The 11,824-nt window shown below is 69.4% G+C and carries 12 protein-coding genes; 5 read left to right on the forward strand and 7 right to left on the reverse strand.

Annotation, left to right across the window (positions count from 1 at the left end; genetic code table 11):
* Positions 1-28: 28 nt before the first annotated feature.
* Together AC6CH0_RS15515 and AC6CH0_RS15520 are read left to right on the forward strand one after the other, a co-directional pair.
* A complete protein-coding gene (locus tag AC6CH0_RS15515; protein WP_498102464.1) occupies positions 29-1,420 on the forward strand; it encodes a purine-cytosine permease family protein in 1,392 nt (463 codons plus the stop codon).
* Positions 1,413-2,042, forward strand: a complete 630-nt coding sequence (locus AC6CH0_RS15520) for a cyclase family protein (RefSeq protein WP_498102466.1) — start codon at positions 1,413-1,415, stop codon at positions 2,040-2,042. Before AC6CH0_RS15515 ends, AC6CH0_RS15520 begins: the two co-directional genes overlap by 8 nt.
* Positions 2,043-2,252: 210 nt before the next feature.
* On the opposite strand, the gene trhA is transcribed toward AC6CH0_RS15520, so the two are convergent.
* The gene (gene trhA, locus AC6CH0_RS15525; RefSeq protein ID WP_498102467.1) at positions 2,253-3,056 is read right to left on the reverse strand and encodes a PAQR family membrane homeostasis protein TrhA; all 804 of its coding nucleotides are present in this window, start codon (positions 3,054-3,056) and stop codon (positions 2,253-2,255) included.
* A gap of 74 nt (positions 3,057-3,130) precedes the next feature.
* Here trhA and AC6CH0_RS15530 point away from each other — a divergent pair, with 74 nt between their 5' ends.
* From AC6CH0_RS15530 to phoH2, 3 genes are all read left to right on the forward strand, one after another.
* Complete coding sequence (locus AC6CH0_RS15530) at positions 3,131-3,916, forward strand: isoprenyl transferase (RefSeq protein WP_498102469.1); 786 nt, start codon at positions 3,131-3,133, stop codon at positions 3,914-3,916.
* A gap of 45 nt (positions 3,917-3,961) precedes the next feature.
* A complete protein-coding gene (locus AC6CH0_RS15535; protein WP_498102471.1) occupies positions 3,962-5,080 on the forward strand; it encodes an aminotransferase class V-fold PLP-dependent enzyme in 1,119 nt (372 codons plus the stop codon).
* A 242-nt stretch (positions 5,081-5,322) separates the two neighbouring features.
* Positions 5,323-6,669 carry an RNA 5'-3' helicase PhoH2 gene (gene phoH2 / locus AC6CH0_RS15540; RefSeq protein WP_498102473.1) on the forward strand — a complete coding sequence of 449 codons (1,347 nt, stop codon included), beginning with the start codon at positions 5,323-5,325 and terminating at the stop codon, positions 6,667-6,669.
* Positions 6,670-6,733: 64 nt separating this feature from the next.
* On the opposite strand, the gene AC6CH0_RS15545 is transcribed toward phoH2, so the two are convergent.
* The 6 genes from AC6CH0_RS15545 to xseA all read right to left on the reverse strand — a co-directional run bounded on the left by AC6CH0_RS15545 (position 6,734) and on the right by xseA (position 11,798).
* The gene (locus tag AC6CH0_RS15545) at positions 6,734-7,360 is read right to left on the reverse strand and encodes an MSMEG_1061 family FMN-dependent PPOX-type flavoprotein (RefSeq protein WP_498102475.1); all 627 of its coding nucleotides are present in this window, start codon (positions 7,358-7,360) and stop codon (positions 6,734-6,736) included.
* 113 nt (positions 7,361-7,473) lie between these two features.
* Positions 7,474-8,889, reverse strand: coding sequence for a class II fumarate hydratase (locus AC6CH0_RS15550; protein WP_498102477.1), 1,416 nt, complete (start codon positions 8,887-8,889; stop codon positions 7,474-7,476).
* A 76-nt stretch (positions 8,890-8,965) separates the two neighbouring features.
* Positions 8,966-9,622 (reverse strand): carbonic anhydrase, encoded by a 657-nt coding sequence (locus AC6CH0_RS15555; RefSeq protein WP_498102479.1) that lies wholly within the window; start codon positions 9,620-9,622, stop codon positions 8,966-8,968.
* 10 nt (positions 9,623-9,632) lie between these two features.
* A complete protein-coding gene (locus AC6CH0_RS15560) occupies positions 9,633-10,274 on the reverse strand; it encodes a DUF4245 domain-containing protein (protein ID WP_498102481.1) in 642 nt (213 codons plus the stop codon).
* The gene (locus tag AC6CH0_RS15565) at positions 10,274-10,510 is read right to left on the reverse strand and encodes an exodeoxyribonuclease VII small subunit (protein WP_498102483.1); all 237 of its coding nucleotides are present in this window, start codon (positions 10,508-10,510) and stop codon (positions 10,274-10,276) included. Before AC6CH0_RS15565 ends, AC6CH0_RS15560 begins: the two co-directional genes overlap by 1 nt.
* Positions 10,511-10,520: 10 nt before the next feature.
* Positions 10,521-11,798, reverse strand: a complete 1,278-nt coding sequence (gene xseA, locus AC6CH0_RS15570) for an exodeoxyribonuclease VII large subunit (RefSeq protein ID WP_498102485.1) — start codon at positions 11,796-11,798, stop codon at positions 10,521-10,523.
* Positions 11,799-11,824: the final 26 nt, after the last annotated feature.

An 11,824-nucleotide genomic window follows, 5' to 3' on the forward strand; every position in this document is an offset into this window, starting at 1 on the left:
ACCCACCACTCACCGAGGAGACCTGGCAATGTCGCTCTACTCCCGCCTCGAGCACTACCTCGAGGAACACTCCGATGACGCCGGCCTGGTTCGCGGCTCGCTCAGCCTGCCGCGCATCGGCATGATCTGGCTCGCTGCGAACCTCGTGGTGACCACCCTGCTGACCGGCACCTTGTTCGTGCCGGGCGTCGACTACGGCCTCGTCATCGTGCTGATCATCGTCGGCACCGTCATCGGCGCCGCGGTGCTCGTGACCGTCGGCAACATCGGCACGCGCACCGGGCTGCCGACGATGGCGCTCACCCGAGGGCCGTTCGGCACCCGCGGCAGCCTCCTGCCGGTGGCTGCGAACGTCATCATCCTCATGGGGTGGAGCTGGGTGCAGGCGATGCTCGCCGGCATCGCGCTCGACTTCCTCGTGGCATCCGTCACCGGGTTCTCGAGCCCGATCATGTTCGCGGTGCTCTGCCAGACCTTCGTCGTGATCCTCGCGATCTTCGGGCACACCGGCATCGCGAAGGTCGAGCCGTGGCTCGCCGTGCTGATCCTCGGCATCATGGCGTACATCTTCGTCGTCGCGTTCACGACCTATGCCCCTGCGGAGTTCGCCGCGATCCCCGCCGACGAGTCGCTCGGCTACACGCCGATCCTCGTGCTCGATGTCGTGATCGCCACCGCGATCTCGTGGACGGTGCTGTCGGCCGACTTCAACCGCTTCGCGACGTCGAGCAGGGCCGGCATCATCGGTTCGGGCATCGGCTACACGCTCTCGACGACCATCGCGATGGTCGTCGGCGCGACTGCGATCGGGTACGTCGTGCTCTCGGGCGGCGAGGCGATCCCGTTCGACCCGGTGACGATCGTCACCCCGTTCGGTGCGCCGCTCGCGATCATCATCTTCCTCTCGGTCATGGCGACGAACACGATGGTCGTCTACGGCATGGTCACGACGATCGTGAACGCCGTTCCCGGCGTGAAGAAGCTGAAGTTCCTGCCGACTGCGCTCATCGTGGGCGTCATCTCGATCGTCGGCGCGACCTGGTTCGGGCTGCTCGAGCAGTTCACGACCTTCCTCGTCACGATCGGCGCGCTCTTCGCACCCGTGTTCGCGATCATGATCGCCGACTACTACATCGTCAAGCGCGGCGCGTACACGGCCGACATCCTGCGGGCCCGTGACGGCCGGTACTGGTATCTCGGTGGCGTGAACTGGGCCGCCGTCGTCGTCTGGCTCATCGGGGCCGTCGCGGCCTACCTCTTCACGTACGTGTGGCCGACCCCGATCGGTGCGACGATCCCGGCATTCGCGATCACCTTCGTGCTCTACCTGCTGGTGTCGCTGCGCGAGCGCTCGTCGACGCCACCGGCGAGGAGCGGGCATCTCTCGGATGCCACGACCGAGCCCGCCCCGCATGCGTGACCTGAGCCATCCGCTGCGCACCGGCATGCAGGTGTACCCGGGCGACCCCTCGGTGGATCTCTCGCCGGCGCTCGAACTGGAGCGCGACGGAGCCGCCGTCACGGCGCTGCACCTCGGCTCCCACAGTGGAACCCACGTCGACGCGCCCGCGCACACCGTGGCGGGCGGGCGCACGATGGACCTCGTCGCGCTCGAGGAGCTCGTCGGCGACGCGTTGCTGATCCGCGTGCCGGGGCTCAACGACGGCGCGACGATCGGCGTCGACGACCTCGGCGTGCTGCCCGACCGGGTGCCGTCGATCGTCGTGGTCGACACCGGGTGGGCGCGGCACTTCGGCACCGAGCGTGCGCTGCGGCATCCGGCGCTCGGGGTCGAGGCCGCGCGCCTGCTCGTCGAACGGGGCATGCATGTGCTCGGCGTCGACACCCTGAGCCCCGATGCCACGGTTGCCGCCGGCACCACCGAGTTCCCGGTGCACGAGGTCGTGCTCGGCGGCGACGGCCTCATCATCGAGAACCTCGCCGGACTCGACGGGCTTCCGGCGCGCCTGCGGATCGGGGTGTTCCCGTTGCGACTCGCGGGCGATGGGGCGCCGGCCAGGGCGGTCGCGTTCGTCGACTGAGTCTCTCGCGAGCACGACGACGTGGTGGCCGTGCAGGTCGAGCGTCTCGGAGGGCTGGCGCGCCGCCGGCGGGTCGGATGCCTCGGAGTCGCCGATCACGACGCTGCGAGCGCCGCCGACGTGGAGTCGCACAGCTGCTCCATTCGCGGGAGCGCGCATCGCGGCATCCGCTCGCCCGCCGGCTCGATCACGATCACGCCGATCGGCCGCTCAGCCCAGATGGTAGGCCGGGGCGACGGCGATGAGCAGTGTGGCCGTCCAGTGGCACATGAACGCGAGCACCGTGCAGGCGTGGAAGATCTCGTGGAAGCCGAAGACGCCCGGCCACGGGTTGGGCCTCTTCAGGGCGTAGACGATGGCGCCGACCGTGTAGAGCAGGCCGCCGGCGATCACGAGCACCATCATCGCCGCGTTCACCGCGAGCAGGTCGCCGAGGTACATCACCGCGGCCCAGCCGAGCAGCAGGTAGAGCGGCACGTACAGCCATCGCGGAGCGCCGATCCAGAACACCCGGAAGCCGATGCCGACGAGCGCGCCGGCCCAGACGACGCCGAGGAGCAGCCATCCCTTGTCGGGTGGCAGCGCCAGGATCGCGAGCGGAGTGTACGTGCCGGCGATCAGCAGGAAGATGTTCGCGTGGTCGATGCGCTTCAAGACGAGCTTCGTCTTCGGCTTCCAGTCGAAGCGGTGGTAGAGCGCCGAGTTGCCGAACAGCAGCATCGACGAGAGCACGAACACTGTCGACGCCCATTTCGCCGGTTCGCCCGCGGCGAGCATGATGAGCGCGATCCCGGCGACGACCGTCAGCGGGAAGGTCACGGCGTGGATCCAGCCGCGCCAGATCGGCTTGACCTCGTCGGAGTAGGCGAGCGAGTCGTCGAGCAGCGGGATGTTCGGCAGGTCGGGGCCGTGCTCGGCGCGTGAGACCGCGGTGTCGGTCGGGTCTTCCGCTGCGACCGGACGAGAGAGTTCTTCGGCGGCATTGCGCGAGTCGCGCCGGCGCTTCGAGGTCATGCACCAAGCGTATCCGCGGCGGCGCCGACGACCGGCTGCGAGTGACCGATGCCGGGGAGGGGTAGCGTAGTGCCGTGCAGACGAGCGATCAGCCCCTCGGTCGCGGCCTCCTCTACCGCCTCTACCAGAACCGGCTCCGACGGAGCCTCGATCCGGCGGCGCTGCCGCGCCACGTTGCGATGATCATCGACGGCAACCGGCGCTGGGCGAAGCAACTCGGCTACGACACCGCCGCGCACGGTCATCGCGCCGGCGCCGCGAAGATGCGCGAGTTCCTCGAATGGTGCGACGACTCCGGCATCTCGACGGTCACGCTCTACCTGCTCTCGAGCGACAACCTCGGCAACCGCCCCAGTGCGGAGCTCGCCGACCTGATCGAGATCATCGCGGAGCTCGCCGAGGAGCTCTCGCACTACCGCGACTGGCGGGTGCAGCACGTCGGATCGGATGCCGGGCTGCCCGAGCCGCTCGTCGGAGCCCTCGACGCCGCCGAGCATCGCACGGCCGACAAGCACGGCCTGCACGTCAACCTCGCCGTGGGCTACGGCGGGCGCAAGGAGATCACCGACGCGATGCGCTCCATCGTCGCCGCGCATCACGCCGAGGGCCGCAGCCTCGAAGACCTCGCCGAGCGGTTGACACCCGACCTGATCGGGCAGCACCTCTACACCGGCGGCCAACCCGACCCCGACCTCGTGATCCGCACCTCGGGGGAGCAGCGGCTCAGTGATTTCATGCTCTGGCAGGCCGCGCACAGCGAGTTCTACTTCGTCGAGGCGCTCGGGCCCGACCTTCGCAAGGTCGATTTCCTCCGGGCGCTGCGCGACTACGCGAAGCGTCATCGCCGCTTCGGCGGGTGACCCGCGGTCTGACAGACTATGCCTCGGAGAAGGGGGCACGCACACGTGACCATCGACCGATTCATCGCCGGGTTCACCGAGGAGCCCGGGTACCTCGACTACGCACGGGTCGGTCCGTTGTCGACCGCGGCGGCCGAAGAGGCCCTCGTGTTCACCCAGGTGCTTCAGCGGGCGCGGCACGGCAGCCTCGACGAGTTCGGCACGCAAGACAGCCGGCTCCGAGCCGCCGCTTCCGCGGTGACCGGGTTCGCCGCCGACCAGATCGTCTTCCAGCCGAACACCACCACCGGCATCATGCACGCCATGTTCGGCCTCACGGGCGGCGTGCTGCTCTCGGCAGAGGAGTTCCCGAGCCTGCCGATCGCGGCCGTTCGCGCGCAAGAGGCGCTGCACACCGTGCAGCCCGTCTGGCTCGAGACCGACCACGGCAAGGTCACTCCCGGCCAGATCCGCGACCAGCTCGAATCCAACGTGGCGGCTGTGGCGGTGAGCCTCGTCGACTCGCGCACCGGCTACCTCTGCGACATCGAGGGCATCAGGCAGGTCATCGGCGATCGCCTGCTGATCGTCGACGCCATTCAGGGATTCGGTGTGGTCGACGCGCCATGGCACGCGGCCGACGTGGTGCTCACCGGTGGGCACAAGTGGTGCCGGGCCGGGTGGGGCACGGGATTCATGGCGCTCTCGGCACGCGCACTCGAGCAGTTGACCCCGGTGTTCTCGGGCTTCAGCGCCACGGAGGTGGCCGAACCCTGGGGTGAGGTTCCGCCTCCAGCGCCTGACGCCCGCGCGTTCCGGCTGTCGAACCCCGACCCGATCGCCGAGGCCAGGTTCGCCGCGGGTCTCGAAGAGATCGCGCAGACGGGCGTCGGGGCGATCAACGCGGCGGTCGCCGAGCGTGTCAGCCAGGTCATCGAGGCCGCCGACGAGTTCGCGATCGCCGTCGTCTCGTCGCGTGACGAACGCGAGCGGGCCGGCATCGTCGTGCTCGAGCCGCCCGCCGAACAGGTGACATTGTTGACCGCCTCGTTGCACAATCACGGCGTCACGGCGACCACCCGCTTGGGTCGTGTCCGTTTGTCGGTGCACGCGGCGACCTCCGAAGAGACCCTCGGCATGCTGCGCGCCGCCTTCGTGTCGTACAGCACCGCGGCGTCGTACTGAGACGGCGAACCCCGATCGGGTCGCGCGAGTTCGCAGCATCCGCTCGGCGTGCGCACCCGAAACGAGTACCCGAAAGGTGAACGGCGCGTGTCGCATGGCGTGTCGCGCGAGCGGTTTCGTCGCGACCGTCGTAGCGTCTGAGGCATCGGACAAGGTGTCCGGTCGAGCCGGCTCGTGAACCGCTCGTGGGAGGATCGCCGCCGGCGCGGAATGCCGAGCTGATGCTCGGGGCGGGAGCTGGCGTGTCACTCTCTACCTCCAACTCGACCGATCTCGCGGCGGATGCCGCAGCCTCACAGCAAGAGCGCACCTACGTGCTCGACACTTCGGTGCTGCTGTCGGATCCGAAGGCCCTGTTCCGCTTCGACGAGCATGCGGTCGTGCTGCCCGTCGTCGTGATCACGGAGCTCGAGGCCAAGCGGAACGATCCGGAGATCGGCTATTTCGCCCGTAAGGCGCTGCGCATCCTCGATGACTTGCGCGTCGAACACGAGCGGCTCGATTTTCCGATCCCCGTCGGCGACGGCGGCTCGCTTCGCGTCGAACTGAACCACAGCGACCAGAGCGTGCTGCCCTCGGGCCTGCGGCTCTCCGACAACGACTCCCGTATCCTCGCGTGCGCCCTGAACCTCTCCAACGACGGTCTCGCCGTGACGGTGGTCTCCAAGGACCTGCCGCTGCGCGTGAAGGCCGCGTCGGTCGGTCTCGATGCACAGGAGTACCGGCACGAGCTGGCGATCGATTCGGGCTGGAACGGCATGGACGAGCTCGACCTCGGCTCGAACGACATGGCCAAGCTCTACGAGCATGAGCATCTCACCATGCCGAAGGATCTCGGCCAGCCGATCAACACCGGCCTCGTCATCCACTCCGACCGTGGATCCGCCCTCGGCCGGGTCGTCGGCGAACGCGAGGTGCGCCTCGTGCGCGGGGATCGCGAGGTCTTCGGCCTGCACGGACGCTCGGCCGAGCAGCGGCTCGCGATCGACCTGCTGCTCGACCCCGAGATCGGCATTCTCTCGCTCGGCGGTCGCGCCGGTACCGGCAAGTCGGCCCTCGCCTTGTGCGCGGGCCTCGAGGCGGTGCTCGAGCGGCAGCAGCACAAGAAGATCATGGTCTTCCGCCCGCTCTACGCCGTCGGCGGCCAGGAGCTCGGCTACCTGCCGGGCGACCAGGGCGAGAAGATGAATCCGTGGGGCCAGGCGGTGTTCGACACCCTCGGCTCGGTGGTCTCCGACAACGTGCTCGAAGAGGTCATCGATCGCGGCATCCTCGAGGTGCTGCCGCTCACCCACATCCGCGGCCGATCACTGCACGACGCATTCGTGATCGTCGACGAGGCGCAGTCCCTCGAGCGCAACGTGCTGCTCACGGTGCTCTCCCGCATCGGCCAGAACTCGCGAGTCGTGCTCACCCATGACGTGGCTCAGCGAGACAACCTGAGGGTCGGTCGTCACGACGGCGTCGCGAGCGTGATCGAGACGCTGAAGGGACATCCGCTCTTCGCCCACATCACGCTCACCCGGTCGGAGCGCTCGGCGATCGCGGCGCTCGTCTCCGAGATGCTCGACGGGCACGAACTGGCGTAGCCGCAGAGTTCGCCGACGACACGAGCGAGCGCGGGCCCCGGCAGCAGTCGGGGCCCGCGTCGCGTCAGCCGTAGATCTTGGCCGCGTAGGCGGGGCCGTAGTACTCGTCGAGCACCTCGATCGAGTCGTGGGGGCGTTCGAGCGTCTGCGCGATGACGGCGCGTCGCGGCGCCGCTCCGGGGTTCCAGGTCTCGGGCTTCCAGGTGTTCGAGCGCAGGAACGCCTTCGCGCAGTGCGAAAAGACCTCATCGATCGCGACCTCGAGCACGAGCGCGGGCCGGTGCCCGCGCACCACCATCTGCTCGGCGTAAGGAGCGTCGCGCAGCAGGCGACCGCGTCCGTTGATGCGCAACGTGTCGCCGCGGCCCGGGATCACGAAGAGCAGGCCGACGTGCGGGTTCGCGAGCACGTTGTGGAAGCCGTCGGCGCGGCGATTCCCCGGGCGCTCGGGGATCGCGATGGTGGAATCGTCGAGCACCATCGCGAAGCCGGCCGGATCGCCTTTGGGTGAGACGTCGGCATTGCCCGCCGCATCCGCCGTCGAGATGAAGCACAGCGGGGACGCCGCGAGCCACTGCCGATCGAGCTCGTGCAGGCGCGCTCGGGCCTTGTCGCGTGCCGCGGGCAGCGGCATGCCGATCAGCTGCTCGAGTTCATCGGTGGTCGTGACCGGGGTGCCTCCATGATCCATGGGTGCCACGCTACGCCGACGCGGGCACCCACGGCGATCCCGGCCGCTCCCGAACGACGCGAAGCGCCCCTCCGCAGTGCGGAGGGGCGCTTCGGTTCGAGACCGTCTGGCGACTACTTCGCCTGCGGCGGGCGCGTCATCGAGAGCAGGTCGAGGGCGCCGTCGAGCTGCTCGACCGTGAGGTCGCCGCGCTCGACGTATCCGAGGTCGACGACGGCCTCGCGCACGGTGATGCCCTTGGCCACCGAGTGCTTCGCGATCTTCGCGGCCGCCTCGTAGCCGATGAGCTTGTTGAGCGGGGTCACGATCGACGGCGACATGCCGGCGAGCGCCGTGGCGCGCTCGACATCGGCCTCGAGACCGTCGATCGTCTTGTCGGCGAGAACGCGCACCGAGTTGGCGAGCAGGCGGATCGACTCGAGGAGCGCAGTGCCCATGACCGGGATCTGCACGTTGAGTTCGAAGGCGCCGGATGCCCCGGCCCACGCGATCGTCGCATCGTTGCCGATGACTCGCGCACACACCATGAGCACTGCCTCGGGAACGACGGGGTTGACCTTGCCCGGCATGATCGAGGAACCCGGCTGCAGGTCTGGGATGCGCAGCTCGCCGAGCCCGGTGTTCGGGCCGGAGCCCATCCACCGCAGGTCGTTCGAGATCTTCGTGAGGCTGACGGCGATCGTGCGCAGCGCGCCCGATGCGTCGACAAGACCGTCGCGGTTGGCCTGCGCCTCGAAGTGGTCGGCAGCCTCGGTGATCGGCAGCTCGGTCTCGGCCTGCAGGAGGGAGATGACGAGCTGCGGGAACCCGGCCGGCGTGTTGATGCCGGTGCCGACGGCCGTGCCGCCGAGCGGTACCTCGGCCACGCGGGGGAGGGCCGTGCGCACGCGCTCGATGCCGAGCCGCATCTGGCGGGCGTACCCGCCGAACTCCTGGCCGAGGGTGACCGGCGTGGCGTCCATCAGGTGGGTGCGGCCGGCCTTGACGACGTCGGCCCACAGTTCGGCCTTCGCCTCGAGGGAGACGGCCAGGTGATCGAGTGACGGGATGAGCTCGTCGATGAGCGCTGCCGTCACGGCGATGTGCACCGAGGTCGGGAAGACGTCGTTGGAGGACTGCGACGCGTTCACGTGGTCGTTGGGGTGCACCGCGCTGCCGAGCTTGCCGGTCGCGATGGTGGCGAGCACCTCGTTCATGTTCATGTTCGACGAGGTGCCCGAGCCGGTCTGGTACACGTCGACCGGGAAGTGCTCGGTGAAGCCGTGGCGACCGTCGATGACCTCGTCGGCGGCGTCTTCGATGGCCTTCGCGATCGCGGGGTCGAGCACGCCCAGCTGTGCGTTGGCCTGCGCGGCGGCCTTCTTGATGCGTGCCAGGGCCTGGATCTGCTGCGGTTCGAGCCCGGCGCCGGAGATCGGGAAGTTCTCGACGGCGCGCTGCGTCTGCGCACGGTAGAGGGCCGTCGCGGGCACCCGTACCTCGCCCATCGTGTCGTGCTCGATGCGATAGTCGGCGGCGTTGTCCACCACGGTGTGTTCTCCTTCGGTTGTCGCCGGGCCGGTGTTGTCGCCAATTCCGACCCGGTGGATGCCGCCAGTGCGGCGGTCAGATGCGACCGACGACGATGTCGGTCTCGGCACGACCTTCGAACAGCCGGTAGTTCGCGCCGACGATAGCCAGCGTACCCGCTGCGATCGCGTCGCTGATCATCTCGGAGCTCTCGAGCAGTTCGGCCACGGTGTCGCGCAGATGCTCGCGCCCGACGAAGCTCGCATCGACGTCGCCCGACTCGATCGGAGCGCCGGATTCGCCACCGGCCACCCGGCGTACGGCCGGCACGATGCGCTCGACGAGCGAGGCGATGTGCGCGGGCAGCTGCGGCGCATCGGATGCCTGCGAGTCGATCGCGGCCCGTACCGCACCGCATTCGTCGTGCCCGAGCACGAGGATGAGCGGCACGCCGAGCACGCCGACCGCGTACTCGAGGGAGCCGAGCACCGAATCGGAGATGACCTGGCCGGCATTGCGCACCACGAAGGCGTCGCCGAGGCCGACGTCGAAGATGATCTCGGCGGAGAGTCGCGAATCGCTGCAGCCGAAGATCGCGACGAGCGGCCGCTGCGAGTGGGCGAGCGAGGTGCGGCGGTCGACGTCTTGCCGCGGGTGCTGCGGCTCGCCCGCGATGAAGCGCTCGTTTCCGCGCCGCAGCTCGCGCCACGTCTCGGCCGGGGTCTGGGGGAGTTCGGTCGACTGCGTGGTCACGGTGTGCCTCTCAGTTCTGCGCCTCGATCGTCGGCGTGAGCGCCGACGCGAGCGTCGCGAATTCTTCGGGGATCGCGGTGCCGAGCAGCACGAAGGTGCTGCCGCCGGCTTCGGTGGTGAGCCCGTACCGGGCGTTGCCGACGTCGTCGGTCGAGTCGCGGTTGTCGTAGACCGTCCACTCGATGCCGTCGATCGTGACGGTACCGACCGGGAGCGTGCGAGCGAGGAGTCCGGCCGCCCAGGTCGGGTTCGCGTCGAGCCCCTGGTACATGCCGATGAACTCGTCGCTCGGGGTGAGGTACCCGACGTACCATGCCGTGACGTCGTCGGCCTGGCTGGTGCGGATCTCTGCCGAGTTTGGGCGCCAGCCGTCGGGAATCTCGGGCACGGCGAGCGGGTCGTCGCTGGCGACCTGCGCCTGCTGGGCGATGGATGCCACGTCGACATCGGGCTCGATGGGCGTGTTGCTGCGGGGCACGAGCAGCACGATGACGAGCACGAGGATGAGGCTCGCGCCGAGAGCGAGCAGGAGGTTCTTCAGGGTCTGCCGCTGCCGGTGCTTCAGCGAGTTCTCTGCCTTGCGGGCGGCCGTCTCTTCTGGGGTCTCCGGGCGGCCGAGCTCGGCGACCACCCGCGGCGGGTTGGTCGCCATCAGCGGGCTGCGTCGTCGGACGCTGGACGTGCGGTGCCGGCGCGGGCTGCGTCGAGGCGCGCCTTCGCGCCGATCAGCCACTCTTCGCAACGCGCGGCGAGCGCCTCGCCGCGCTCCCACAGCGCGAGCGACTGCTCGAGCGTTGCGGAGCCCTGCTCCAGCTCGCCGACGACCTGCACGAGCTCGTCGCGTGCCTGCTCATAGCTCAGCTCTGCGACATCGGTGGGGGTGGGCATGACGACCATTCTATTCGGCACCGCCGACGGGTTCGCCGTGTGCCGTCGGCGGCTCTGTGGCGGCATCGTGCACCGACGGCACTGCTCCGCGGGAGACCGCTGCGAGTGCTCCCTCGGCGAGGGTGACGGTCAGCTGGGCACCCTCGGGCGCCCCGGCCGGGCCGCGCACCACGTGGCCGTCGGCGCCCTGCACGATGGCGTAGCCGCGGTCGAGCGTCGCCTGCGGCGAGAGTGCCCGCAGATGACCGCGGAGCTCGGCGACCCGATGCGTCTGCCGGTCGATCGTGCGCTCGACGAGTTCGGCGCCGCGGGCGACCCAGCGCGTGAGGTCTTCGGCCCGCCGGTCGACGATCCACGAGGTGTCGGCGAGCGCCGGCCGAGATCGCAGGTGGCCGATGCGGTCGATCTCGCGGGAGAGGACCGCCTGCAGCCTCATGCCGAGTCGGGCACGGGCCTGCCCGACGCGCACGAGCTCTTCGTTCACGTCGGGGACCACGCGCTTCGCGGCATCCGTCGGCGTGGAGGCGCGCAGGTCGGCGACCTCGTCGAGCAGCGGCCGATCGGCTTCGTGTCCGATCGCCGAGACGATCGGGGTGGTCGCCGCCGACGCCGCCCGCACGACGCGCTCGTCACTGAAGCCCAGCAGGTTCTGGAAGTCGCCGCCACCGCGTGCGACGATGATGACCTCGACCTGCGGGTCGGCGTCGAGGCGCTCGATCGCCGCCACCACCTCGGGCACCGTGCGATCGCCCTGCACGGCGGCGTGCACGACCCGGAACTCGACCGCGGGCCACCGGAGCCGGGCGTTGCGCAGCACGTCTTGCTCGGCGTCGCTGTCTTTGCCGGTGATGAGCCCGACGACCCCGGGCAGGAAGGGCAGCCGTCGCTTGCGGTCGGCGTCGAAGAGCCCCTCGGCCGCGAGCCGGCCGCGAAGCCGCTCGAGCCGCTCGAGCAGGTCGCCGAGGCCGACGTGCTTCAACTCGAAGACCTGCATCGACAGCGAACCGCCCTTGACCCACCAATTGGGTTTCACGAGCGCGATCACGCGGTCGCCCTGCTTGAACTGCTCGTCGAACCGCGCGCGGACCGACGACCACACCTGGAACGAGAGCGTCGCCTCGGCGTCGAGATCTTTGAGCTTGCCGTAGACGTTGCCGCCCGAGACGCCCCACTGGGTGATCTCGCCCTCGACCCACACCGTGCCGAGGCGATCGATGTACTGCTTCAGCTTGCCCGAGAGGAGCGCGACCGGCCACGGTGCATCGCGAGTCGCCGGTGCATCCGTCATGAGGCCTCTCAAGCCGCTCGCCCAGC

It is taken from the genome of Agromyces sp. GQ35 (genome assembly GCF_059758475.1).